This is a genomic window from Paenibacillus macerans (assembly GCF_900454495.1).
GTDB classification, from domain to species: domain Bacteria; phylum Bacillota; class Bacilli; order Paenibacillales; family Paenibacillaceae; genus Fontibacillus; species Fontibacillus macerans.
The window spans coordinates 3,630,123-3,655,057 of the sequence record NZ_UGSI01000001.1 but is presented as its reverse complement, the minus strand read 5'-3'; the positions used below and the strand labels follow the sequence as shown (position 1 = coordinate 3,655,057).

At 54.2% G+C, this 24,935-nt stretch carries 28 protein-coding genes; 21 read left to right on the top strand and 7 right to left on the bottom strand.

What is annotated here, in order from left to right; genetic code table 11:
• Positions 1-376: 376 nt before the first annotated feature.
• The 7 genes from DYE26_RS16495 (at position 377) to DYE26_RS33900 (ending at position 6,047) form a co-directional block, all read left to right on the top strand.
• Complete coding sequence (locus tag DYE26_RS16495) at positions 377-1,093, top strand: lantibiotic protection ABC transporter ATP-binding protein (RefSeq protein ID WP_036625569.1); 717 nt, start codon at positions 377-379, stop codon at positions 1,091-1,093.
• The gene (locus DYE26_RS16490; RefSeq protein WP_036625568.1) at positions 1,086-1,844 is read left to right on the top strand and encodes a lantibiotic immunity ABC transporter MutE/EpiE family permease subunit; all 759 of its coding nucleotides are present in this window, start codon (positions 1,086-1,088) and stop codon (positions 1,842-1,844) included. The genes DYE26_RS16495 and DYE26_RS16490 overlap by 8 nt, the downstream gene beginning before the upstream one ends.
• A 2-nt stretch (positions 1,845-1,846) precedes the next feature.
• Positions 1,847-2,638, top strand: coding sequence for a lantibiotic immunity ABC transporter MutG family permease subunit (locus DYE26_RS16485; RefSeq protein WP_036625567.1), 792 nt, complete (start codon positions 1,847-1,849; stop codon positions 2,636-2,638).
• Positions 2,639-2,655: 17 nt separating this feature from the next.
• Positions 2,656-3,453, top strand: a complete 798-nt coding sequence (locus DYE26_RS16480; protein ID WP_036628714.1) for a response regulator transcription factor — start codon at positions 2,656-2,658, stop codon at positions 3,451-3,453.
• A gap of 4 nt (positions 3,454-3,457) precedes the next feature.
• Positions 3,458-4,897: a sensor histidine kinase gene (locus DYE26_RS16475; RefSeq protein WP_036625566.1), complete on the top strand. Its 1,440-nt coding sequence runs from the start codon at positions 3,458-3,460 to the stop codon at positions 4,895-4,897.
• Positions 4,898-5,095: 198 nt separating this feature from the next.
• A complete protein-coding gene (locus DYE26_RS16470) occupies positions 5,096-5,719 on the top strand; it encodes an SGNH/GDSL hydrolase family protein (protein ID WP_036625564.1) in 624 nt (207 codons plus the stop codon).
• A 4-nt stretch (positions 5,720-5,723) separates the two neighbouring features.
• Complete coding sequence (locus DYE26_RS33900) at positions 5,724-6,047, top strand: hypothetical protein (RefSeq protein ID WP_036625563.1); 324 nt, start codon at positions 5,724-5,726, stop codon at positions 6,045-6,047.
• A gap of 66 nt (positions 6,048-6,113) precedes the next feature.
• Here the strand turns inward: DYE26_RS33900 and DYE26_RS16460 are convergent, their stop codons facing one another.
• Complete coding sequence (locus tag DYE26_RS16460) at positions 6,114-6,764, bottom strand: pectate lyase (RefSeq protein WP_371861021.1); 651 nt, start codon at positions 6,762-6,764, stop codon at positions 6,114-6,116.
• 272 nt (positions 6,765-7,036) lie between these two features.
• On the opposite strand from DYE26_RS16460, the gene DYE26_RS16455 reads away from it, so the two are divergent.
• Positions 7,037-8,035, top strand: a complete 999-nt coding sequence (locus DYE26_RS16455) for a Gfo/Idh/MocA family protein (protein WP_036625561.1) — start codon at positions 7,037-7,039, stop codon at positions 8,033-8,035.
• Between the two features lie 195 nt (positions 8,036-8,230).
• On the opposite strand, the gene DYE26_RS16450 is transcribed toward DYE26_RS16455, so the two are convergent.
• Entirely contained in the window at positions 8,231-8,446 is a 216-nt protein-coding gene (locus DYE26_RS16450; RefSeq protein ID WP_036625559.1) for a hypothetical protein, read from the bottom strand.
• 179 nt (positions 8,447-8,625) lie between these two features.
• Between DYE26_RS16450 and DYE26_RS16445 the strand changes: the two genes are divergently transcribed.
• Both DYE26_RS16445 and DYE26_RS16440 read left to right on the top strand, forming a co-directional pair.
• A complete protein-coding gene (locus DYE26_RS16445; protein WP_036625558.1) occupies positions 8,626-8,970 on the top strand; it encodes a sigma-70 RNA polymerase sigma factor region 4 domain-containing protein in 345 nt (114 codons plus the stop codon).
• Positions 8,919-9,140, top strand: coding sequence for a hypothetical protein (locus tag DYE26_RS16440; RefSeq protein ID WP_036625556.1), 222 nt, complete (start codon positions 8,919-8,921; stop codon positions 9,138-9,140). Before DYE26_RS16445 ends, DYE26_RS16440 begins: the two co-directional genes overlap by 52 nt.
• A gap of 110 nt (positions 9,141-9,250) precedes the next feature.
• On the opposite strand, the gene rpoN is transcribed toward DYE26_RS16440, so the two are convergent.
• Positions 9,251-10,564, bottom strand: coding sequence for an RNA polymerase factor sigma-54 (rpoN, locus tag DYE26_RS16435; RefSeq protein ID WP_036625555.1), 1,314 nt, complete (start codon positions 10,562-10,564; stop codon positions 9,251-9,253).
• Between the two features lie 442 nt (positions 10,565-11,006).
• On the opposite strand from rpoN, the gene atoD reads away from it, so the two are divergent.
• From atoD to DYE26_RS16400, 7 genes are all read left to right on the top strand, one after another.
• The gene (gene atoD / locus DYE26_RS16430) at positions 11,007-11,672 is read left to right on the top strand and encodes an acetate CoA-transferase subunit alpha (protein WP_036625554.1); all 666 of its coding nucleotides are present in this window, start codon (positions 11,007-11,009) and stop codon (positions 11,670-11,672) included.
• A complete protein-coding gene (locus DYE26_RS16425) occupies positions 11,669-12,328 on the top strand; it encodes a 3-oxoacid CoA-transferase subunit B (protein ID WP_036625552.1) in 660 nt (219 codons plus the stop codon). The genes atoD and DYE26_RS16425 overlap by 4 nt, the downstream gene beginning before the upstream one ends.
• Before the next feature lie 72 nt (positions 12,329-12,400).
• Positions 12,401-13,582, top strand: a complete 1,182-nt coding sequence (locus DYE26_RS16420; RefSeq protein ID WP_036625551.1) for an acetyl-CoA C-acetyltransferase — start codon at positions 12,401-12,403, stop codon at positions 13,580-13,582.
• A 47-nt stretch (positions 13,583-13,629) separates the two neighbouring features.
• On the top strand, positions 13,630-14,922 hold the full coding sequence (locus DYE26_RS16415) for a CitMHS family transporter (RefSeq protein ID WP_036625549.1): 1,293 nt from the start codon (positions 13,630-13,632) through the stop codon (positions 14,920-14,922).
• A 31-nt stretch (positions 14,923-14,953) separates the two neighbouring features.
• Entirely contained in the window at positions 14,954-16,309 is a 1,356-nt protein-coding gene (locus tag DYE26_RS16410) for an acyclic terpene utilization AtuA family protein (RefSeq protein WP_036625548.1), read from the top strand.
• A gap of 3 nt (positions 16,310-16,312) precedes the next feature.
• A complete protein-coding gene (locus DYE26_RS16405) occupies positions 16,313-16,621 on the top strand; it encodes an AtuA-related protein (RefSeq protein ID WP_036625546.1) in 309 nt (102 codons plus the stop codon).
• Positions 16,622-16,756: 135 nt separating this feature from the next.
• Positions 16,757-18,172 carry a sigma-54 interaction domain-containing protein gene (locus tag DYE26_RS16400; protein WP_036625544.1) on the top strand — a complete coding sequence of 472 codons (1,416 nt, stop codon included), beginning with the start codon at positions 16,757-16,759 and terminating at the stop codon, positions 18,170-18,172.
• 722 nt (positions 18,173-18,894) lie between these two features.
• On the opposite strand, the gene DYE26_RS16395 is transcribed toward DYE26_RS16400, so the two are convergent.
• From DYE26_RS16395 to DYE26_RS16385, 3 genes are all read right to left on the bottom strand, one after another.
• Complete coding sequence (locus DYE26_RS16395) at positions 18,895-19,095, bottom strand: hypothetical protein (RefSeq protein ID WP_036625542.1); 201 nt, start codon at positions 19,093-19,095, stop codon at positions 18,895-18,897.
• 1,134 nt (positions 19,096-20,229) lie between these two features.
• Positions 20,230-20,475, bottom strand: a complete 246-nt coding sequence (locus DYE26_RS16390) for a helix-turn-helix domain-containing protein (protein ID WP_036625541.1) — start codon at positions 20,473-20,475, stop codon at positions 20,230-20,232.
• 205 nt (positions 20,476-20,680) lie between these two features.
• Positions 20,681-21,205 carry a DinB family protein gene (locus tag DYE26_RS16385; protein ID WP_036625539.1) on the bottom strand — a complete coding sequence of 175 codons (525 nt, stop codon included), beginning with the start codon at positions 21,203-21,205 and terminating at the stop codon, positions 20,681-20,683.
• Positions 21,206-21,414: 209 nt separating this feature from the next.
• On the opposite strand from DYE26_RS16385, the gene DYE26_RS16380 reads away from it, so the two are divergent.
• From DYE26_RS16380 to DYE26_RS16365, 4 genes are all read left to right on the top strand, one after another.
• Positions 21,415-21,759 (top strand): hypothetical protein, encoded by a 345-nt coding sequence (locus tag DYE26_RS16380; RefSeq protein WP_036625538.1) that lies wholly within the window; start codon positions 21,415-21,417, stop codon positions 21,757-21,759.
• A 238-nt stretch (positions 21,760-21,997) separates the two neighbouring features.
• Entirely contained in the window at positions 21,998-22,411 is a 414-nt protein-coding gene (locus DYE26_RS16375) for an Rrf2 family transcriptional regulator (protein ID WP_036625536.1), read from the top strand.
• A 91-nt stretch (positions 22,412-22,502) separates the two neighbouring features.
• The gene (locus tag DYE26_RS16370) at positions 22,503-23,366 is read left to right on the top strand and encodes an SDR family oxidoreductase (RefSeq protein ID WP_036625535.1); all 864 of its coding nucleotides are present in this window, start codon (positions 22,503-22,505) and stop codon (positions 23,364-23,366) included.
• 206 nt (positions 23,367-23,572) lie between these two features.
• Complete coding sequence (locus DYE26_RS16365; protein ID WP_036625534.1) at positions 23,573-23,782, top strand: hypothetical protein; 210 nt, start codon at positions 23,573-23,575, stop codon at positions 23,780-23,782.
• A 125-nt stretch (positions 23,783-23,907) separates the two neighbouring features.
• On the opposite strand, the gene DYE26_RS16360 is transcribed toward DYE26_RS16365, so the two are convergent.
• Complete coding sequence (locus DYE26_RS16360; RefSeq protein WP_036625532.1) at positions 23,908-24,930, bottom strand: Gfo/Idh/MocA family protein; 1,023 nt, start codon at positions 24,928-24,930, stop codon at positions 23,908-23,910.
• Between the last annotated feature and the right edge of the window lie 5 nt (positions 24,931-24,935).

The window sequence follows — 24,935 nt, the reverse complement described above, 5'->3', positions numbered from 1 at the left end:
GTATAGAACACGGCATAAAACGTACCCAGCGCAACAATCCACAAAAATGCGTTGCCTTTAGAATCGCTTCCGTTTTGCCACATGAGGATCAGCTCCTTTAAGAGGTGATTCAAAAAGTCCCTTTTGATCACGAAGTGAAGCCGGGCTTTTTGAATTCGCACTTTGAATTCGTTCACCGGCAGGAAGAAATTATGAACGTTTTGTGTCTAACTCTATTATTGAACATTTTGTGTCAAAATTCAAACAATTTTTTGAACAAATGGAGCTGAATTTTTTCGGACACCCGAAATCATCTTTAGCGATTCTTTATAATTGCTTGATAAGCTCTCTGGCAGAGGGGGAAATCCCCCATAATAATGACAGAGGATGATGGCAGATGAATGAAGTTTTACGAACGGTGAATCTGGAAAAACGCTTTGGCAGACATGCCGCCGTTTCCGGCGTGTCGCTTCATATCCGCCCGGGCACGGTGTACGGCCTGCTGGGTCCCAACGGCGCCGGGAAAACGACAACGCTGAAAATGATCGCGGGACTGCTGCGGCCTACCTCCGGCGAAATATGGATGAACGGCAAGCTGTGGAGCCGCGATTGCCTGAACGAGATCGGGGCGCTGATCGAATCGCCGGCGCTGTACGGCAATTTGACGGCCCGCGAAAACCTGCTGGTACACACCCGGCTCCTGAACCTGCCCGAAACGCGGATCCGGGAGGTGCTTGAGACTGTCGGCCTCACCGGTACCGGCCGCAAAAAGGCGTCCCAATTTTCGCTGGGCATGAAACAAAGGCTGGGGATCGCGATCGCGCTTGTGCAAAACCCGAAACTGCTGATTTTGGACGAGCCGACGAACGGGCTTGATCCGCTTGGCATTCAGGAGCTGCGCGAACTGATCCGCTCTTTTCCAGCGCGGGGCATAACGGTGATCCTGTCGAGCCACATCCTGACCGAGGTGGAGCATACCGCCGACGATATCGGCATTATCAGCGGGGGACGCCTGTGCTACGAGGGCGCAAACCGGCGCGGCAGCGATCTGGAGGCGCTGTTTATGGAAGTGGTCCGGGAAAACCAGGTGAAGGAGGGGATGGGCCATGCTTAACTTGCTTCGGGCGGAAATCTTGAAATCCAAACGCACATTTGCCAGGAAGCTGGCCTGCGGCGCTCCTTTGTTCTTCGTGCTGTTCGCTATCGTCGTCAAAATACTGATGCCCGATCAGACGATCGGCGGCTGGGACGCGCTCCTGTTCATGGTGTTTAACTGGTGGCCGGTGCTGTTTGTGCCGGTCGGGAACGCGCTATTGTGCGGTCTGACGGAAGCACGTGAGAAAAAATCGGGCGCCGAACGCTCCTTGCGGGCGCTGCCGGTTTCGCCCCGGCGTTTGTGGCTGGCCAAAGCGGCTGTTCTGGCCGGCCACACGCTGGCGTCTTCCGCCGTTTTGGTCGCGTCGGTAGTGACCGCGGGCCTGCTGATCGCCGAGGGGCCTGTGCCCTTCACGGACATTGCCATAGCCAGCGCGGTGGTCTGGCTGCTGTCGGCGGCCTTGATTCCGCTGCATTTGCTCGTGGCGGCATGGAAGGGCACGGCCGTCTCGCTCCTGCTCGGTTTGGCCGGAATGTTCGCCGGCGTCCTTGCGGCGTCGCGGCCGTATTGGCTGCTCGTCCCGTGGAGCTGGCCAACCCGCCTGATGGCCCCGCTCATTGGGGTCCATCCGAACGGCGTCCCGCTTCCGGCCGGCGATCCGCTGCTTAGCCGCGCCGTCATTCCGGCCGGGTTCGCGGCTGCGATCGCGTTTCTGGCCATCACCTTGCTCCTGACCGCACTGTGGTACTCCCGCAGGGAGGTACGTTAACGATGGCTCTTCTGCGCATACTCCGCACCGACTGGCTGCTCACCAAACGCACCGGCTACCGCTGGCTCGTGTTCGCGGCGCCGCCGCTGGCCGCGGGAATTTTACTGTGGTATTATTCGGGCCGGCCGGTGACGCCGGGTTTGGCGAACTCGATATATGACGCGTTCTTCCAATTGATCGCCTCCGCGCTGCCGCTCGCCATCGGCCTGCTGTCCGGGATGCTCGCCATGCAGGAGGAGCAGGCCGGCCGTTTCGGCGGGCTGCTCGGGAGGCGGCAGCCGCGGGCGCTGAGCTACGCGGGCAAGCTGCTGATGGTGGCGCTGCCCGTCGGCTGCGGCATCTTCGCGGCCACGCTGCTGCTCGTCACCGGCATGGGGACGCTGCTTCGCATAGCCGACGCCGATGCCGGATTTTTTCTCGCGGGAGCGGCGTATGGGACGCTCGGCTCGCTGGCGCTTTGCGCGCTGCATCTATGGCTGGCGTTCGCTTACGGGATGGGCGCTTCCGCCGCGGCCGGCGGGGCGGGTTTTCTGCTCGCCGCGATCGTCGGCGCCACGGCCATCGGGGACCGTATTTGGACATTCGTCCCCTGGGCCTGGCCGGTCCGGCTGTCGCTGCTGCCGTTGATGCAGCGTCTGCCGGAATTTCGGCAGGGGCAAGGCGCCCTGGCCCTTGAGCTGTACCTCCGGCAGGCCAACGCCGCCCTCCTGTTGGCGCTCGCCGCGTTTATCGTTCTCGCAATCTGCGGTACAATATGGTTTGTCCGCTGGGAAGGACGCAAAACTTACGAATAGAAATGGCGGAGGTTGCGATGAGTACGATTTTGATCGTTGACGATGAGCGGGACATGGTGGAGCTGCTGGCGGATGAGCTCACGGCCAGGGGGCACAACGTGCTGGCCGCGTACGACGGGGACCGCGGCATCGAGCTGGCGGGCTCGCAGCCCGATCTGGTCATTTTGGATATCATGATGCCGGGGCGGGACGGCTTTGAGGTGTGCCGGGCGATCCGTGACACCGTCCGCTGTCCGATCCTGTTCGTCAGCGCCCGGCAGTCGGAAAACGACCGGGTCAAGGGCTTTTCGCTCGGCGGCGACGATTACATCGTCAAGCCTTTTGGCCTGCGGGAATTTCTTGCCCGCATCGAGGCCAATCTGCGCCGGGAGGAACGCGCCAGACAAAACGCAAATGCCGCTGGCCCCATCCGTACCGCCGATACCACCGGCACCACCGATACCACCGGCACCACCGATACCACCGGCACCGCGAATATCACCGGCACTACCGGTGCGGGAACTGCGGCACAAGCGCTTCTGCGCTGGCGGAACCTGGAGCTCGACCTGAAAGGCATGGCCGTAACGGTTTGCGGCACGCCGGTGGCGCTGACCCGGAGGGAGTACGAAATCGTCGAGCTGCTTGCGCTGCACGCGGGCCAGGTTTTTTCCCGGGAGCAGATGTATGAACGGATTTGGGGTTTGGATGCGGAAGGCGACTCGTCCACCGTCGTTGAACATATCAAAAAAATCAGAGCCAAGCTGGCCGCGGCCGATCCGTCCGGGGACTATATCCAGACCGTATGGGGCATCGGCTACAAATGGAATAAGGGGTAAGCAGATGAAAAAAATCGCCCATTGGTCGCTGAAATCGCAGTTTACCCTCGGCTTTGCGCTGATCCTTGCGCTCAGTTTGGCGGCTACCGTTATCACCTATGCGTTTGGGGTCCTGCTGTTCACCCGGATGGAGAACAGCAGCGTTTATCCGGCCAATTTTTACGAAAAACAAATTCCGGGCATTAAGGAATACATCAGGGAGGAAAATACGGCTTTGCTCGATCCGTCCCGCAGGGAAGCGCTGGAAGCCCAAGTGCCCGCGGCCGGCTTCCTTTATCAGGTGGTCGACGGCGAAGGAGACTATATCTATGGAACTCTCCACGACCAAATTTTCGCAGGAAAACGGCAATTGTACGACAAGCTGAACACGGTGACCGGCCTCCGCGGCCGGTATGTCCAGACGGTGCCGGTGATCGGCGGGGACGGGCGGATTTCAGGGGCCGTCCTGCTCTCCTACACGCTGAGCCCGACGTACGCCGAAGGCCGCGGCTGGCTGGCGGCCGTTTACATCGCTATTTTGCTGTCGCCGTTTTTTTACATCCTGCTGTTTACGCTGCTGTTCGCTAGACGAATCGCCGGGCGGATGAACGAGCCGATCCGCATGCTGATGCAGGCGTCCCGCAAAATTGCCGACAAGGATTTGGACTTCACGATTGAATACCGCTCCGGCAATGAACTCGGACAACTGTGCGCCGCGTTCGCGCAGATGCAGGAGGAGCTCCGCTCGTCGTTGTCCGCGCAGTGGCGGCTGGAGCGGGAAAAAGCCGAAATGGTCGAAGCGCTGGCCCATGATCTGAAGACGCCGGTATCGCTCATTTCGGGTTATGCCGAGGCTTTGCTGGAATCCGGGGCCGCGGATGATAGGCAGCGCCGTTATCTTTCGGTGATCCACGACAATGCGCAAAAAAGCGCCGGGCTCGTGCGCCAGCTGCAATACAGCGCCGAGGTGGAACGGCTCGAAGGGCGGCTTGACGTCTCGCCGGTCGAACTTATTCCCTGGACCGAAAAGCTGGTGGGGCAATTCGAACCGGCCGCCAGGGACAAGGGGATTCGCCTTCTCTTTCACCCGGAAGGGGCCGATGGAGTATACCGGATCGATACGGAGAAGCTGGAGCGGATACTCGGCAATATCATTTCCAACAGCATTTCTTACGCATCGGAAGGCGGGCGCATCGAAGTCGGTCTCAAAACCCAAGAGCGGCAGGTTCTTTATCGGATTCGGGATACCGGTCCCGGCTTTAAACCCGGGGAGGAGAAAAAGGTGTTTGCGCGTTTTTACCGGGCCGACAAAGCGCGCGGGCAGGCGGAAGGCCATTCCGGCCTGGGACTTTACATCGCCAAGCGGCTGGTTGAAAGCCACGGGGGCTGGATCAAAGCCGGCAACGCGGAGGACGGCGGAGCGGTGGTGACGTTTGCGATCGCCGCCGCAGACGCGGAAGAATAGGGCGATCGCACCGGCGGTTGCCCGGCAACCGCCCTGTAATTGTCCGAAAATCGCCGTATTCCGGCAAGCCGGCAAATGGCTTATAATAAATGCGTACGACAGCGGGCGGTTTGCCAGCCCAGAATCGACAACGCTTACATAAGATCCGCTCCGAAAGCCGGACTAACCCTGGGGAAACGAAAGGAGTAACAGTCACGCATGATTTTTAAGGAGAACGACGTCGTATTGTTTCAAGGAGACAGCATTACCGACTGCGGGCGGAATTACGAGGACAGCGCCTCGCTGGGCTTCGGCTATCCGCTGATGGTGGCTTCGCGGCTGGGACATTTGTTCCCGGAGAAAAACCTTGCCTTTGTAAACCGCGGCATCAGCGGAAACCGGGCCATCGATCTGAAAAACCGCTGGGACCGGGATTGCCTTGACCTCAAACCAACCTGGGTATCGATCCTGATCGGCATTAACGACACCTGGCGGCGGTACGATTCGAACGACGCGACGAGCGCGGAGCAATTTGCGGCGTTATACCGCAACATCTTGGAGCGCGCCAAGGAGCGGCTGGACGCGAAGCTGATTTTGCTGGAGCCGTTTGTGCTGCCGGTTCCGGAGGACCGCAAACAGTGGCGCGCTGACCTTGATCCGAAGATCGCCATCGTGCGCGAGCTGGCCCGCGAATTCGAAGCGATCCTGGTTCCGCTCGACGGCTTGTTTGCGGCGGCTTCCGCCAAAGCGGAGCCGGCTTACTGGGCGCCGGACGGCGTCCACCCTTCGGCAGCGGGACACGGGCTGATCGCGGATGCCTGGATCAGCGCCGCCGGAGTGTAATTTTTTGATCGAAAAAGACCGCCGGAGGAATTTCTCCAGCGCTCCCTTTTTGCGCAAACCCGGAGGCATCGGCGGCGGATTTCGCGGGGTCGCCGAGGCCGGTTCGCTGGTCGTCGCCAGCGAAATCGTCGCCGCCGAGCCTCTGTTGGCAATAGAGACCATTTGTGCCGTTATTTTCGAGATTTGCTCGCTTCTGCGCAAAATAGAGGGAATTCATGTCGTTATTTTGGGACTAGGATGGGAAAAAGCACCTGGTTGCCCTCACCTTATTCAAATAGGGACAATAAATTCCTCTATTTCTGCAGGCCCCCTTTTTTCGGGAAAATAAGGCCCTTTTTGTCGTTATTCCCGGGGTGTATTGGAGTATTTACAAAATGCTCCGGGACAGCCGCCTCTAATACTTCGTATTGCCGGACTGGCTGGTGTTGCCGGAAGCAAACCCTTTGAACAGCGTGGGCACATTATGATACCGCGTGTTTGTGATTTTGGCCGTGCTCGTTTTGCTGTCCGTTCTAAAAATGGAGTCCTTCACATCGGAAATGTCCGAATTATCCAGCGTGAACACGACTTTATACGAGGTGCCGCCGTTTTGCCGGGCTAATTTGCCGATGTCGTTGGCCTTGAAATTCTTAATGTTGATCGTGCCGGCCGCGTTGACCTGGAACACTTTATCGTAAGCTTTATACGCTCCGCCGCCGGTAATATTGACCGTGCCGGACTTTTTGAGCGTCAGGGCGTCTTCGCCTACGTCAAGCCAGGTCACGTTTGAGATGGTGCCGTTGCCGTAGACGTGCACGCCGTCGGCGCCCGGTGCGCCGATATAGACGTTTTTCAGCGTTGCGTTGTTTTCCAGTTTGAAAATCGGTTTCTGGTTTTCGGCCTGGCTGCCGTCTCCCAAGGTGGCGGGATTCGCCACATATGTCTGGCCTTTCCCGTCAAACGTTTCCCCCGCTTTCACCACAATCGTTGAATTGACCACGATCGGGGACGCGGCTTTCGCTGGTGTTATTCCTGATAGCGCTACCAAAATTACACTGGACAAAATAAGGGCTAGGGCTTTTTTCAACTCACATACCTCCCTTTCTCCAACGAAATTTTTTGGTGGGTCAAAAATGTATGCTGCTTCCACCGGCGGATACGCTCCGGATGTGCACCTCCAGCCGTATCTAAATCCAATAATATCCTTTTTAATCAACAATATCAATATATGGAATTTGGTTTTTTATATTTCCCGGTATGGCAGGTGATTTCCTTGCTTTCCTCGAAAAGAGTATAATCATGATGAAAATTTCGTTTGGCTCAGGAGGGGATTCGCAAGTGGGAGAAACGGCGAAAATCAAGTGGGGCATTATGGCGTCCGGTTGGATTGCCGAGCAATTCGCGGAGGATCTGGCCCATGCCGGAAATGGGGAAGCCTATGCCGTAGGCTCGCGTTCGCTGGAAAAAGCCAAGGCGTTTGCGGATAAATACCGTATCCCGCAGGCTTACGGCAGCTATGAGGAGCTTCTTGCGGATGCCAATGTGGACGCGGTTTATGTGGCGACTCCGCATCCTTTGCACAAGGACAATGTCATGCTGGCGCTGCGGGCCGGAAAGGCGGTTCTATGCGAAAAGCCGTTTACGGTGAACAGCGCCGAGCTGGAGGAGCTCGTCGCCTACGCGCGGGAGCGCAAGCTGTTTCTGATGGAAGCGATGTGGACGCGGTTTCTGCCCGCGATTCGCCGGGTCCGGGAATGGCTGGCCGCCGGGCGGATCGGAGAGGTGCGCCTGGTGAAAGCCGATTTCGGCTTCCGCGCCGACTGGAATCCGGCCGGCCGCCTGTTCAACCCGGAGCTTGGCGGAGGCGCGCTGCTGGATGCCGGCATTTATCCGGTTTCCTTCGCCGCGATGGTGCTGGGCGCCAATCCGCAGCATATCCAAAGCACGGCCCATCTTGGGGAAACCGGAGTGGACGAGCATTTTTCCGTGCTGCTCACTTATGAGGGCGGCCAAATCGCCTCCCTGAACGGAGGCGTCCGGCTGGCGATCGGCAACGATGCTTACATTCACGGCACCCAAGGGAAAATATACGTCCCCGGCTTCTTGAACGCCAAAACCGCCACCTTGTACGCGGACGGGGAAGAAGCGGAAACGTTTGTCGACGACCGTGCAACGAAGGGTTATGTGTTTGAAGCGGAGGCGGTCGGACGGGCCCTGAGCGCCGGGCTGACCGAAAGCGCGGAAATCCCGCTGGACGAGTCGCTGGCCATCATGCGCCTGCTCGATAAGATCCGCGAACCGTGGGGGCTGCGTTATCCGTTTGAAAAGCAAGCGTAAAAACTTTATCCCGTCGGGCCAGAGAAGCCTTGGCGGGATTTTTTTGCACGGATTGCGGTGCGGCCGAAGGGAATGAAAACGGATGGAGGTGGGGTGAATGTTCTAAAATGAAGCATCCGGGAATATGTATAATAAGGGGCAGCTTTTAGCCGCCCCGGCGGTACAACCTTTCCAGTCGGGAAGTCTGAAAGTTTCTTAGATTATTTTTTTCGTCGAGAACGCGTTTCCCGTTTTTTCTTCGTCCACCATGCTTTCCAACTGCTGCACCTGCTCGGAAAGCTCCTCAAGCGAGGTTTCGATCTTGCCCAATTTATCGCCGACGGTCTGCAGCACATACTTGATCAGAATGAAGCACAACGTGACAGGAAACCCGACATTGGCAACCAACGACACGATATCCGCAACCTGCATGCTAATACCTCCTTTGATTTTTTGGGCCTTTCACTTATATAGTGAAATTTATTTGGGCAAAGTACAACCAATAATTAGAAAAAATGTTATAATAATAATTAGCTATATAATTATGGTTGTGTATGGCCCGCCAGAATTTCCCTATATATAGAAGATGAAAATGAAAGGGGGAAGTCGTTATGAAAGAACAACACACCGTGTACGAGCAATATCGCAAAGAAGTTTATCGGATCGCTTGGAGGGTTCAGTACAAAGCCAAGACTGTGAGAAAACGGGAATGTTCGTTCAATGGAGTCGAGCCGGCCGTAACCTGCTTCACCTCATCTTCTGATAACAAAATCGTTGTGAGACAGTTGATTAATGCGCTTCCTTCCGATACGGGGAAAACGATCATCCACAAACTCTTTCTACAGGACAAAACTGAGGGGGAAGTCGCCCGCGAGTTGAATATGACTCAGCAAGGGGTGAACAAATGGAAACGAAAGATGATCAAAGAGCTGTCCCGGATGATGAAGAGTTCCTGAATTTGCTGCGCAAAGCGAGGGAGAACGATCCCGAATCAACGTTAAAGCTGATTGAGTTGTTTAAAGGCGACATTTTGCATACAAGCAAGTTTATCCATATGTCTAAAGAAGACGCCGTTTCCGATATCATTCTCGAGTTTCTGGAGATGATCAAGGAGCGGAAGGACTGAGGACGCTAGGAAACGGAAAAGCCTGCGCTTTTGCAGGCTTTTTCAGCATATCAGCCAGAAAGTATAAAATTCCGCGGGAGCACGTTGTTATTTCCGGGTTTATTTTACCTTTATACATGGAGGTTCAATTTACGCTGCGAGGCCGGGGCGATTTTCGCTTGCGTCCGGTATTTGGCGACGGTTCTTCTGGAGATGGAGATCCCCCGCTCTTGAAGCAGATCGCTGATGAGCTGATCCGTAAGAGGTTTCCTTTTATCCTCGCCCGCGATCAACTCGCGGATCATTTGTTTGACCGCGCCGGCGGCGAGCATATCCCCGGACTCAGCTTCAATTCCCCCCGCCAGAAAATATTTGAAGCTGAACACGCCCCAAGGTGTATCCAGCCATTTGTCTTTGATCGCCCGGCTGACGGTGGACGGGTGCATTCCCGTGCTGCCGGCGATTTGTTCCAGCTTAAGCGGTTTGAGTTCATGGATGCCGCTTTGGAAAAAAGCCCTCTGCTTCCGCACTAGCGCGGTTAGCACTTTTAACAGCGCTGTATGCCGGTAATCCAGCTGTTGGGCCAGCGCTTTCGCCTCCTCGATCTTTTGCCTTAACTCAATGGAACATGCCTCTTTCATGCTTTCGAGATAGCCAGTTTCTTCATACAGGCTGATCTTGAGCGAATTCAAGGCGATTTTCAGGCGTCCGTCGGCCATCGTTACGCTGGCGGCGATATCCTTCACTGCCGGGGCGGGCTCTGCGTCCTCGTAAACCAATCCCGGCCGGGGCTGCAGCTTACGGATGCGGGCCAGGCTTTCCGCCACTTCTGCAAGCGGAGCCCCGGTTTCCCTGGCAATGGCTGGCAGGTCGCCCCGCGCCGTTTCTTCCATGTAGCTGTGCACCATTATATAGGCCAGGGAGTTTTTCCGGCCTTCGCGAATCAACTGCAGTTCCAGGCACTCCTGCAATGAACGGGCACCGATCCCGGGCGCGCCTTCCTGCTGCAGCAGCCAAAGCGCCCTGGCGAACGCGGCGCGGGAAATGCCGGCCTGTTCGGCATGACGGTCGATGTCCGGCGGCAAATACCCCGCTTCGTCCAAATTCCCGATCAGGAATTGCAGCGCTTTTTTCACCTTAGGATCATCCACGCTGAATTTTAACTCCTCCCAAATCGCCTCTTCACTCGTTGTTTTCGCTTTCAACTTATAGCCCAGCAGTTCAGTGGACAAGCCCGCAGCGATTTGCCTGGATAGGCCGGCGGACATACGTCTATTTGGCCGCAGCGGCAGGATTTCGATAAACGGATTGGTCTGCGCCTTTTCGCTGATTAGGCGTTCCAATTCGCCGTTCGGCATCGCAAGCAGCCGAAACGTCTGGAGCATTTGCGGATTGACGTTCAATTGCACGGATTGGCGTTGCTTGTTCTGGATTTGGGTACGCACGCGGATGAACTCCTTTCCAAATAACGGTGGTGATTCACGCCACGCCGGGCAGCGCGATTTTTTAATATGATACACCGCCTTCTCGCAAAAAGAAGTTAGCCTTTACTTTTTAGGCGGGGGAAAAATATTTTTTTGGCCAAAGTTCACATTGGGTTCAAAAATGAGCGATAACGCATCGTTTGCTTTCTTTTCTTCTAAATATTTGGGATTCCGTTATCAAAAGCTGGAACGCTTGCGGATCGTGGAACCATCTTCCATGAAGCGGGTTCTGTTCTAAATATTTAGAAATATTGACGGCCGTCCGGTCCGGAGACATTGCCTCCGGATTTTTATTTTTTGCTGGAGTACCGGGCTTTTCCGCCACTATCATCGGAGTTTGGCACGGTTTTTGCTTGTTAGTTTAATTGAACCACATTTTTGCTGCAACGAGGTGAAAGGAAAATTGAAAGACAAAGTAATTCGGCTCGACGAGGCGCTTTCGTTCCTGAGGAGCGGAATGACGGTCATGATGGGGGGATTTATGGGCGTTGGCGCGCCGGAGGGCTTGGTGCGGGCGATTCTCGACAGCGAGCTGGCCGAACTGACCCTGATCTCCAGCGATACGGGGACGGTCGACAAAGGCTGCGGGCCGCTGATCGTCCAGCGCCGGGTGAAGAGGCTGGTCGCCTCCCATATCGGCACCAATCCGGAGACGGGCCGGCAAATGATCGCCGGCGAACTGGAGGTGGAGCTGACCCCGCAGGGCACGTTCGCCGAACGGATCCGCGCGGGCGGCGCCGGCTTGGGCGGCGTGTTGACCCGCACGGGGCTCGGCACCCTGGTGGAAGAGGGCAAGCCAAAGGTGGCTGTGGACGGCCGGGAATATTTGCTGGAAACTCCGCTGCGCGCCGACGTGGCCTTGCTGAAAGCTTACAAGGCAGACCGGGCGGGCAATTTGGTATTCCGCAAGTCGGCGCGCAATTTCAACCCGATCATGGCCCTGGCCGCGGATCTGGTGATCGCGGAAGCCGAGCAGATCGTGGAGACCGGCGAGCTGGACCCGGACAGCATTGTCACTCCGGGGATATTGGTGGACAAAATCGTGCAATGCGGAGGTGAACGGGAATGAAGGGAAGCGAAACGGAGGCGCTGACGGGCAAACAGAAAATCGCCAAACGGGTGGCGCAGGAAATCCGCGACGGGGATGTGGTGAACCTCGGCATCGGGCTGCCCACGTTGATCCCCGCTTTTCTGGACCCGCGGATCGATATTCAGATTCAATCCGAAAACGGATTTATCGGCCTGACGGATGTGAACGAGCAGACGGACAAGGATCTGGTGAACGCGGGCGGCCAGCCGACCGGTCTTCGTCCCGGGGGCAGCTATTTCGACAGCTCCGTGTCGTTTGCGCTGATTCGCGGCGGTCATGTGGACGTGTCCGTGCTCGGCGGACTTGAGGTGGATGAGCAGGGCAATCTGGCCAACTGGATGGTTCCCGGAAAAATGGTGCCGGGCATGGGCGGGGCGATGGATTTAGTCACCGGGGCCAAAAAAGTCATCATCGCCATGGAGCATTGCGCCAAGGGCGGCGCGGCGAAAATCGTCAAACGCTGCACGCTGCCGCTGACGGCCGTCGGCGTGGTGTCCATGATCGTCACTGAGCTGGCGGTGTTCCGCTTTGCGGAGCGGGGGCTGGAGCTGATCGAATTGGCGGACGGCGTAGACCTGGACACGGTAAAAGCAAAAACAACGGCGTCTTTTGCCGTTAATCTGCCGCAACTTTAAGTGCGAGCTCATAAAGTCCGGTTTTCCGGCACCGGGAAAAACAATCTCTTTAAACGAAAGGAAGGAAGCGATTTGCACGAGGTAGTTATTGTCAGCGCCGTACGTACGGCGATTGGAGCGTTTATGGGGGCGCTGGGGGAGGTTCACGCCGCGGAGCTTGGCGCCGCCGTAATCAGGGAAGCGGTAAGCCGGGCGCAGATTTCCGCGGACATGGTGGATGAAGTGTTTATGGGGAACGTGCTTCAGGCTGGCGAAAAGCAGAACCCGGCGCGCCGCGCCGCTATGCTGGCGGGATTGCCGCAGGAGGTGCCGGCGACTTCGTTGAACTTGTTGTGCGGGTCCGGGTTGAAAGCGGTTCACCTTGCTTCCCAGGCCATCTATAGCGGGGAGGCGGAGATCGTAGTGGCCGGCGGCATGGAATCGATGAGCACCGCTCCTTACGTGCTGCCCGGAGCGCGCCAAGGGTACCGCATGGGCGACCGGGCAGCGGTGGACAGCATGGTGAGCGACGGCTTGACCTGCTCCATGGGCGGTTATCACATGGGGATCACGGCGGAAAACATCGCCGCGAAGTACGGCATCGGCCGCGCGGAGCAGGATGAGTACGCCGCCCGCAGCCAGCAAAAAGCGGTCGAGGCCATCCGCAAAGGAGTGTTCGCCGAGGAGATCGTGCCCGTATCCGTGCCGCAGCGCCGGGGCGAGCCTGTGATTTTTGCCACAGATGAGAGCCCGCGCGAAGGGGTTACAGTAGAGAAACTGGCAAAGCTGAAACCGGCCTTTACCGAGGCGGGCAGCGTAACGGCGGGCAACGCGTCGGGGATCAACGACGGCGCGGCCGCGCTGGTGCTGATGAGCCGGAGCAAGGCCGAAGCGCTAGGCATTAAGCCGCTGGCCGTTGTCCGCGCCAATGCCAGTGCCGGCGTCGATCCGGCGATCATGGGCACCGGGCCGGTCCCGGCCACCCGCAAGGCGCTGGCCAAAGCGGGCTTGACTGTGGCCGACATCGATCTGATCGAAGCCAATGAGGCGTTTGCGGCGCAGGCGCTGGCGGTGGCCCGCGAGCTGGGCTTTCCGGAGGACCGCTTGAACGTCAACGGCGGCGCCGTGGCGCTGGGTCATCCGATCGGAGCCAGCGGCGCGCGGGTGCTCGTGACGCTGCTGTACGAAATGAAGCGGCGCAGCGCCAGACGCGGCCTGGCTACACTGTGTATCGGCGGCGGCATGGGCGTGTCCACGATCGTGGAGCTGGTATAGCGCTTGGGGCTTATTTTGCAGTACAGTCTGTATCCGGAGGTTAGAATATGCTGGCTTTGCTAGGTGTTTTGACGATTGCGCTTTTTCTGTATTTAATCATGACCAAAAAGGTTTCGGTCATTGTCGCGCTGGTGATCGTGCCGGTTCTGTTCGCGGTGATCGGCGGATTTTGGGATCAACTGGGGGAGGCAACTTTAAACGGCGTGATCCAGGTGGCCCCGACGGGCATTATGCTCATGTTCGCCGTACTCTACTTCGGGCTGATGTCCGATGCCGGTCTGTTTGACCCTATAATTAAAAAAGTGGTGTCCGCCGTCAAAGGCGATCCGCTGAAAATTATTGTCGGCACGGCCGCCGTGACGATGCTCGTCCATCTGGACGGCGACGGAACCGCGACCTTTATGATTACGATCACCGCCTTCCTGCCGATTTACAAGCGCATCGGGATCAACAAGCTGATCTTGCCTTGCGTGGTCGCTTTGGGGGCGGGGGCGATGCATCTCGTTCCCTGGTCGGGGACGCAGGCGCGGGCCATGTCCGCGCTGCAAACCGATGCCAGCCAGATGTTCACCGCGATTCTTCCGTCCATGGCCGGCGGGATTATCTACGTGCTGGCGGTCGCTTTTTTCCTGGGCTTACGGGAGCGCAAGCGGCTGGGCGTCATTGATTTCAACTACAACATGGAAGATGAATTGACCGAGGAACAAAAGGCGATGCGCCGTCCCAAGCTGTTCTGGTTCAACGCGGTGTTCACGGTGCTGTTGATCGTTGGTCTGATGACGCATATTTTTCCGCATACGATTTTGTTTATGATTGGGTTTGCGGTCGCCCTGCTGGTCAATTATCCCAACCTGAAAGACCAGTCGGCGCGTTTGAACGCGCATGCCAAAAGCATTGTGCTCGTGACCAGCATGATTTTTGCGGCCGGCATTTTTTCCGGCATCCTGAACGGCACGGGGATGATCGCCGCGATGGCCGATTCGCTCGTCTCGATCGTGCCCGATTCGATGGCCCGGTTCCTGCCGCTGATTCTGGCCGTCATCAGTATGCCGCTGAGCTTGGTGTTTACGCCGGACGCCTTCTATTACGGGATGCTGCCGATTTTGGCCCAAGCGGTGGCCAACTTTGGGATGGACCCGATCGAAATCGGGCGGGCCGCCATCTTCGGACAGATGACCGTCGGCTTTCCGCTTAGCCCGCTGACGGCGTCGACGTTTCTGCTCGTCGCCCTCTCCGAGGTGGACCTGGCGGAGCATCAGAAGTTTACCTTCAAGTGGGCTTGGGGCACGTCGCTTGTGTTTACCGCGATAGCGCTCATCACAGGAACCATATCGATATAAAGAAGACAAAAAAGTGGAGGACTGATAAGCAATGAAAGCAATCCGTATCGGCGCGGGAGCGGGGTACGCCGGAGACCGTCTGGAACCGGCCTTGGAGCTGATGGAAAAAGGCAACCTCGACTATATCATGTTCGAATGTCTGGCGGAGCGCACCATCGCGATCGCGCAGCAGCAGAAATTGAAGGACCCGACGAAGGGCTACAACCATTTGCTGGAGCACCGGATGGTCAAAGTGCTGCCCCTTTGCAAGCAGCATAATGTGAAAGTCATTACTAATATGGGGGCGGCCAACCCGCTGTCCGCGGCGCAAAAAATCAAAGAGATCGCCCAGGGCCTCGGTATTACCGGACTGAAAATCGCCGCCGTAACCGGTGACGATATCGCGGACAAAATCGACCGATATATCGACTACCCGACCGTCGAAACCGGCGAGAAGCTTGGTTCCCTGCGCTCGTCGATCGTCTCGGCCAACGCCTATATCGGGGCCGCAGGAATCGTGGAAGCGCTGGGTAACGGAGCGGATATCGTCGTCACCGGCCGTGTGGCCGACCCGGCGCTGGCGATCGCCCCGCTCGTTTATGAATTCGGCTGGAGCATGGAGGATTACGACCTGCTGGCCGCCGGGACGGTGGCCGGGCATCTGCTGGAGTGCGGAGCGCAGGTTACCGGGGGCTACTACGCCGATCCGGGCTACAAAGACGTGCCGGAGCCGTGGAACATCGGCTTTCCGATCGCCGAGGTCGACAGCGCCGGAAATATTGTGATCGAGAAGCTCCCCGATACCGGAGGCGTGGTCAATAAGGATACGATTAAAGAACAGCTGCTGTACGAAATTCACGACCCGGCCAATTATCTGACCCCTGATGTGGTGGCCGATTTTACGGAGCTGACCGTTGAAGAAATCGGATTAAACCAGGTTAGAGTGACGGGGGCCAAGGGAAAAGCCAAGACGGGCTTTTATAAGACGAGCGTGGGATATCAAGATTGTTATATCGGCGAAGGCGAGATGAGCTACGGCGGCAGCGGGGCTTACGAACGGGCCAAGCTGGCCGGAGAAATCGTAGCCAAACGGCTGGAGCTGCTGCAGGTGCCGATCCAGGAGCTGCGTGTGGATTACATCGGAGTAAATTCATTGTACGGAAATAAAATTTCCCGTATGATTAATGCTGATTTTAACGGACTAAGCGAAGTCCGCCTGCGGGTGGCGGGAAGAACGCTCGAACGCAAGCATGCGGCCTTGATCGGCAATGAAGTGGAGGCGCTGTACACCAACGGGCCGGCCGGCGGCGGGGGAGCCCGGGCGGGCGTCAAAGAGATTGTCTCGATTGCGTCCGTGTTGGTGCCGGCCGATGATATTGAGATTGCCGTATTTTACGAGGAGGTGTAGAGGATGAAGCTGCGTGAAATTGCCCATTCCCGGACAGGCGACAAAGGCGATATCTCCAACATTTCGCTGATCGTGTACAAGGAAGCCGATTATGAAGCCGTAAAGGCGCAGGTCACCGCGGAGAAGGTGCGGGAGTTTTTCGGCGATATTGTCCAGGGGAACGTGGTACGCTATGAGCTGCCCCGTTTGCATGCTTTGAACTTTGTCATGTCCAAGGCGTTGGGCGGCGGAGTTACCCGTTCGCTGGCGATCGATATGCATGGCAAAAGCCTTTCCTCGGCGTTTTTGGAGCTGGAGATCGAGCTGGATTAGAATTGTGTGCTATGCAGGTGGCAGTAAAGAAGCATGCTGTGCCGTGTGTATGACGGCAAAAGAAGCGCGGTTTGCGCATTGATCGCGCTTCTTTCTTTTTTTAAAATAGGATGAAACCGTATTCAAGGAGGCGTTATGTGGAATAAAAGAGAACTGCTGCAGCTGCCGTCCGGTTCGTTGGCTGATTACTTTTTCGCGTTGCTCCGTTCAATTCAGGATGGGCTGCTCGTCATTGACAAAGAAGGCGTCGTACTGTTCATCAATCCCGAGTATACCCGGATCACCGGGGTGACCGAAGCGGAGATCGTCGGCAAGCCGCTGTTGTCGGTTCGCCCTAACGCGCAGCTGGTGGAGGTGATGAAACAGAATAAGGTCGTGGTCGGATTGCGGCGGAAGGAGCGGAATGTCGAGTACGTCGTCGATATGGCTCCGATCGTTTTGGGCGGCCGGGTGGAAGGAGCGGTATCGATCTGCAAAGGCGCCGTCGAGGTCCATGAGCTGGTGAAGAAACTGGAAAAGAACAGCAAGGAACTCAAACGGCTGCAGCAAGGCATGAACAGCTTGAGCAAAGCCAAATACAGCTTCGAGCATATCATCGGCGCGGAAGGTGACCTGAAAGCGGTGATCGCCAAGGCGAAAAAGGTGGCCCGGTCCGCGATTTCGGTCGTGATTTACGGGGAGAGCGGGACCGGCAAGGAGCTGCTGGCTCAGGCGATTCACAATGAGAGCGGCCGGAGCGATAAGCCGTTCGTGGCCGTCAACTGCGCCGCGATCCCCGAAGCGCTGCTGGAAAGCGAGCTGTTCGGCTATGAGGAGGGCGCTTTTACGAACGCCAAACGCGGGGGGAAGCTTGGCCTGTTTGAGCTGGCGCATCAAGGCACGCTTTTTCTGGATGAAATTTCGGAGCTGCCTTACGATATCCAAGCCAAGCTGCTGCGGGTGCTGCAGGAATCGGCCATCCGCCGGGTGGGCGGCGTTAATGAGCTGGAGGTGGATGTGCGGGTGATCGCCGCGGCTAACAAGGATTTGGCCCAGATGGTGGAGAAGGGGCGGTTCCGGGAGGATCTTTTTTACCGGCTTAACGCCTTTATGCTGCAATTGCCGCCGCTGCGCGCCAGGCACCGCGATATCGAAGCGATTGTGGATTCCATGCTGAAGCACGAGGCGCGGGCCAACGGCGAGGATGCCGAAGCGTACGTCGTCGAGCCGGAGGTGATGGATATTTTCGCCCGGTATCACTGGCCCGGCAACGTTCGCCAGCTCAAAAACGTGATCGACTACGCCGTTTGCATGGCCGAAGGGAACATGATCACGCCGCGCGACCTGCCGGATTACATCCGCCAGGAGCACGCGGAGCGGCGGCCGGCCAGTCAAGGCGGCGGAAGTTTGAAAGAAGCGGTCGAGCAAGCGGAACGCGCAGGAATCGCCCAAGCGCTGAAGCGGACGGACAATACTTTAGAAGGCCGCAAACAAGCCGCGCAAATGCTCGGCGTCTCCCTGGCCACCCTTTACAATAAAATCAAAAAATACGATCTGGAAGAAATCTCATAATCAGTTTATTGTAAGGACCGGAGGATGCCGGTCTTTTATTTTTGGGTGGGGAAGGCACAAAATGAACAAAATATATGCTTGTGAATATTTGGAGGAAAGACCAGGGAATTGCGCCGAATGCTTTAAGAAGAGATGTTCATTGAAAGTATGGGGTAGGATTATTGAAAACTAAAGGCAGTATAAAAGAGATATGACTAAGGTGCGATTACTTCTAATATGCATTAGACGAAAAATTTGCCGAATCGCCTGCATCCTTTATACCGTAAGGGCTAAGAGTGAATTTTAAGAAGACTCTATTTACAGGACTCGCGGTTCAATGCAAAATGAATAGATAGCCTAACCTGAAAAGGCTGATACAACAAGGTTTTGTGGCTGCAAAAAATGAGGGTTTTATTTGAATGTAGTGGGATATAAAGTAATGTTTTGTTTACGTGTACACCTCACGCATGGGGGGGATTTGAACGTAGTGGGATAAAGAACGGAGAAGGTTATGAAACCGTCCGACGCCGGGAGGTTTTATCAGAACGTAGTAGGATATAAGAGTACGGCCATTTTAGCTTATGTAGTGGATTGTCGTAGTGTCAACATACGCGAAATTGGATTATGACTGCCCTATTTTCTCAGATACATATCAGGACATAGCATTTCAAAAGTAAAATCTTAGATTAAGACTAGATTTAGATTAAAACATTTTTCCATGAGGCCAATTAAAAAAGAGTCCGCTACTCGCGGACTTCAAATTTATATTGGTACATATCACTTTCTAATCTAGTTGTTCTTGTTTCGATTTGATTGAATTGTTTTTCGATCTGATTAAATCGTTGATCAATCTGATCGAAGCCTTTTGAAATTTGGGATTTGATTTCTTTTAGATCTTTGGCAATTTCTAATAACAATTCGTTCATTGCGTTTTTTTCAGGCATTTAACTACCCCCTATTTCGAATCTTATGATACTTTTGGAAAGTAATTATTTTGAGTGATAAATCAAAATCATCATAATTAGTTTGATAATTAATTTTATCAAAATAGCTTAAGGATGTTCAATTATAAATGCGACATTTTTACAAACTTGTTTGCCAAAATAAACAGAAATATGGTGATTTCATCTTAAACCCGGGTATATGGGAGGGGCAAGACTTTGAGGCCATCTGTAAGTTTGTGCAGATTCCAGATAATTACTCGAAAATAAGATCCGGCTTAGCATCTTAATCATCACGGTTTCAATCGTTAATGAATCTTTTGGGACGTAAATTTTAAGCCAAGTGAATTTTAGTGTAATTTAACTTGATTTGAAGCTTATAAGCTGATCAAGCGCGTCATTGGTGAGATGAAACCTCTATGGCTTGGTAGTAGACCAATTGGAGATGGGCATGGTTTTTTGAGTAATTTTCAGAATGCTTGGATTTGAAGTGAAATTCGGTGTTTGAAGGTGAGATTATATAAGCGAAGTTAACACGCTGCCTCGCTGAACTGTAGGGAATAGTGGAAGATAAAGCTCCCTATGATCTGTACAAGTAGAGAATCCCAGGCTATAGTGAAAGAGATTATTGTAGAGAATTGGTCTTGCACGTAAACTGTTCATTTGAAGTGCATTCAGTTGAAGGTACGACACTTCTAGATAAAGTGCAGCGGTCGAAAAATTTGTCGAATCGCCTGGAAGCCTTGCACCTCATAGGTTGAGGGGCTTTTTTGGAAGATGTGTATTTTCCAAATTGGTGGTTCAATGCAAAACGAGCAAATCCTCTGGGCAAAAAATGCTGATATAACAAGGATTTTGAGCTGCAAAAAACCAGGGTTTTATCTGAACGTAGGGGGATATAAAAGTAACAGAACGCGATCAGAACAAATGCAATCAATCGTATTGTAATTAGGCTAATTAAACAAAATTAGAATAGTAATTAAGCTTTCTGTAAACCCAAAAATACAAATGAACAGGCGAAGGAGGTACTTTGAAGTTTTGGTGGGATTGTTTTGAATAATAATAAAATAATGGTAAACGGGCTATCGTACTTAGTAGTGAGTGAGCGATTTTGAATTATGATGAATCAGAATCAATTTATAGCTTCATTTTATCTTCAAATCTTTCAAAAAAAACAGCAAGGCTAATGTGAAGTGCCCTAGTCAAAGAAATAATGGTAAGTAGGGACGGGGCCTTCTCTCCATTTTCTAACTCACTTATATATGATCGATCAACACGTGAATACAAGCTCAATTGATATTGCGTCATTTGATTTTCTTTTCGAAGTTCTCGAAGGACTCTTCCAAAAGCGAGGAGTTCTTTTGGTTTATTATGATTTTCCACAGTTAAAACCCCTTAATTTGGTAGTTATTTAATAGCGTACGATTTTCTTAAAGGGATTTTCTGTAAGCTATTGCCAACAAAACTTATATAATGCTAAAGAAAAACGGGCCCGCTAACCGGACGAACAACCAGGCGGGCATTTCTTTTTTACTAGGCCAAACAATATTCAAAGCGGCATGGCTTGCCGCTTTTCTGCATTTTTCGATTACCTATTCAATATCCCCAAATACTCCACCCAAGGCCCGACGTCGGCCCTGTATCTGTTGGCCATGACTCTGGCGATTTGGGCAAGGTGTGTCAAATCGTGCACTACCCACGTGGACAGCAGTTCCCTTAACTTGACTTCACCAAACGCCGGATGTAAACCTGTTCGTTCAAGATGCGAAGCTGGGTCGACGAGCTCTTTGATTTTAACGATGTGTTGCGTTCGGAGTTCTTTGAATTCCCGTAGCCGATGTTCGATGGATGTTTCCGGTTTATTTTTCAAATGTGCGTCCCGGTCGAAAGGAGGGAACGGGGTGCTGTTATCGTCCTGGAGTATCGACTTAAGCCGCGGCAGCCAATTGCTTTTTTCCCCCTCGATCAGGTGATCGATCACTTCCGAGACACTCCAGGTTCCCTCGCCTTCATTGCACCGGAGCCATGCTTCGGACAAGCCGGATAAGAACTGCTCCAGCGCCTGCGGCGTACGCTCCAGAACCTCAATCGCTTCATTCAGATGGAAATGCATGTTGTACCCCTTTCCAACCTTTTTTTCGGACTAGCCATCCTATATATTTTCTTTAAACTTTCTTCAATTCCTCCATAATCAAATGACCATAATTACAACCAGTAATTAGAAAAAAATGAAATGATACTAATTACCTAAGCATTTTTGGTTGTGAATCGCCCCTCTGGATTTCCCTATAAGTAGAAGTTGGATGAAAGGGGGAAGTAGTTATGAAAGAACAGCCAACCGTGTACGAGCAATATCGGAAAGAAGTTTATCGAATCGCTTGGAGGATTCAGTACAGAGCCAAATTGGTAAGGAAGCGGGAATGTTCGTTCAACGGATTCGAACCGTCGGAAACTTGCTTCACCTCGTCTTCTGATGACAAAATCGTTGTGAAACAGTTGATTAACGCACTTCCCTCCGACACGGGAAAAGAGATCATCTACAAAATATATCTGCAGGACAAGACAGAAGGGGAAGTTGCCCGCGAGCTGAATATGACGCAACAAGGAGTGAACAAATGGAAGCGGAAAATGATCAAGGAGATGTCCCGGATGATGAAAAGTTCCTGAAGCGTACGCTCTGCTAAAAACCGGCACTATTGCCGGCTTTTTTTCGCCAAAGGGGATGGGGCAAAAAAATCCCAAAAAAGCGGTTGTTATTTTTGCTCCCGTTCTACCCTTATAAGTGAGCGCGGCGGTAATGCTTTAACAGCCCAAAGCGTCAGCACGGCATATTGCAGTGTGAGTTTGAGGAAGTTGACAAAATGAATGTTTGTAACTATACTGGTTACAACGGTGGTGATACCCTATGAAGCAGATCAGTACGCGCTTTTCGATTGCCGTGCACACCCTTTCCCTCATTGCGGTCACGCCGGATTGCACCGGGGATTTTATCGCCGGCAGCGTGAACACAAATCCCGTGATCATCCGGAGAATTATGGGAATGCTGAAAAAAGCGGGATTGGTGGAGGTGCGGCCAGGGGTGGGAGGAGCCGCTTTGCTCAAGGAACCGGACCGGATCACGCTCCTGGATGTATATCGGGCCGTGAATGTGGCGGAGGAGAACCAGTTGTTCCGCATTCATGAAAATTCCAATATTGCTTGTCTCGTGGGACGGAATATCGAAAACGTCCTGCAAGCGGAATTGAAGGACGCCCAATTGGCGATGGAATATAGGCTGGCGCAAACGACGCTGGGCCAGATTATCGAAAAGTTTCAATAAAAGCTCACATAAGAGCTTTTATTTATACATTCGTTGTAACCGAATGTGTTATAACGAAATGAACTACACCAATTTAATGGAGGAAAAGCCGATGAAAATTTTAGTGACTGGCGCAACGGGAAAACTGGGAACGAAAGTGGTTGAGACGCTGCTTAAGTCCGTACCGGCCAGCGATCTGGCGGTCAGCGTGCGCAACCCGGAGAAAGCGGAAGGGCTTAAGGCGCGGGGCGTAGAGGTGCGGCAGGGCGATTTTGACCGTCCGGAAACGTTGGAAGCGGCCTTTAAAGGCGTTGAACGTTTACTGCTCATTTCTGCGGATGGCGACAATGAAACAAGAATCCGGCAGCACCAAACTGCCGTAACGGCCGCCGAGCGCGCCGGGGTCAAATTTATTGCTTATACGAGCATCGCCAATGCCCAAGCAAGCAAAAACATGCTGGCTCCAACGCATAAGGCAACCGAAGAAGCAATTTTGAAAACGGGAATTCCTTATTCTTTCCTGCGCAACAACTGGTACCTGGAAAATGAAACTTCGACCATTCAGGCTGTTTTGTCCGGGGCCCCTTGGGTGACTTCGGCAGGAAACGGCAAGGTAGGCTGGGCGCTTCAACAAGAATACGCGGAAGCGGCGGCGGCGGTATTGACGGGAGACGGTCACGAAAATACGATCTACGAGCTCTCCGGCAAGCTGTTGACCCAGGAAGAACTGGCTTCCGCGCTAGGCGCTGTGTTGGGTAAGGATGTGCAAGTGCAGCAAGTGGACGACGCCGCTTACGCGGACATCATGAAAGCCGCCGGCGTGCCCGACTTCGTAATCCCGATGCTGGTAGGGATTCAACAAGGCATTCGCGAAGGCACTTTGGAAGTTGAAAGCAACGATTTCGAAAAAGTGCTCGGCCGCCCGCTAAAGCCTATTCAAGAAGCCCTTGGCCAACTGGTGAAGGGAATCTCCTAACCCGGCGCAAGCAAAATGCTAAAGCCGACCTCTCCGAATAAACGAGAGGCCGGTTTTTGGCGTCTCTGGAAAAAAGAAATAAAGCCGTTTTGTACCTGGCATTACCGCATTGGGAGCTTTATGATGAGAAAGGGCGACAAAGCGGAATGCCAAACCGGAGCATTGGTGCAGGCCGCCCGGAGTCATAAAGAATGGAGATGAAATGAATGAACATCAACAACCTGGATATTGCCAAACAACATATCCGTGATCTTCAGATGGAGATGGAGAGGTGCAGGTTAGCTGAGCAGATGCGGCGGCTAGCCAAAGAGCAGGCCAAAGAGCGGGCCAAGTCGATGCGGAATGAGGTTCCGCGCGAAAAGAAACGCGGGTCCCTACTCACGCCGATCCTGATGAAGATGAGAAGACTGCTGTAATTGGATGGTCATATGCAGCGCTTCTCACCTCATTCCAGGACGGCGTTTTTTATTTGTTCCGCAAATAATCCATCGCTGCCGGAGTGCCCGGCATTCCGGCGGCAAGCCCTTTCATCCGCTCCCGCTTATCTCGAACGGCGCGTTTGCGATGAACGATACAGCTCCGAGATCATCCGCAGCGTTTTAATCCCTTCCGTTCCATCAATCCCAAATTTGCGTCCTTCCCGGACATGATCGTAAAAATCGGAAATCAGCAGCTCATGGCTGCCGCCCCAATACGCCTTCCCTGGAACGATACTCGCGTTTTGGCCCGAAGCAGGCTCATCCAGGCGGGTTTCCGCGCCGTTTTGCCTCAAATAAAGGCGGTTATCCCGCTGGTGGAGCGCTCCTGTTTCAAAGACGAGCTCCAGTTCAACAGGGGAATTGGCGACGAAAGCATTGGTTGCGTAAAAAATAGCCCAAGCCCCGTTTTTGAAGGCGATGCCGGCATGCGCGGTGTCTTCCACCTCGATCGCATCGGCGAGGGCGTCCGTCGTGACGCTGCCCTGGACGGAGGCGATGGCGCCGCCGAACCACTGCAGCAAATCAAGCGTGTGGATGGCCTGATTGATCAGCACGCCGCCGCCTTCGGTTTCCCAGCGTCCCCGCCATGGGCTGCCGGCATAATAATCGCGGCCCCGGTTCCAGGTGACGATTCCCTTCATGCCGAGCAGCTTGCCCAATGCGCCGGAATCGATCACCTCCCGGATTTTTTGCGATGCCGCATTATACCGGTTTTGAAACACGATGCCAAGTTGAGCGGGCGCTTCCTGCGCAGTCTTGAGCAGCCGCTCCGCCGCCTGCAAGTTATGGGCCAGCGGTTTTTCGCACAGCACATGTTTGCCTGCTTGAAGCAGAGCTTCCGCCATTTCCGCATGCAAATGGTGGGGCGTACATAAGTGAACGACCTGAATGTCGTCACGTTCCAGAATGGCGCGATAATCCGCTGCCGCTTCACAGCCGTATTCGGCCGCGGCTTGCTCCGCTTTGCTCCTGTCGGTGTCGACGACCAGCTTCAAGCTGGCGGTTTTCATTCGGCTAACAGCCCCGGCATGTACCGGAAAAATCGTTCCGCAGCCGACGATCGCCGCCCCTGTTTGTTCCCGCATCGCTA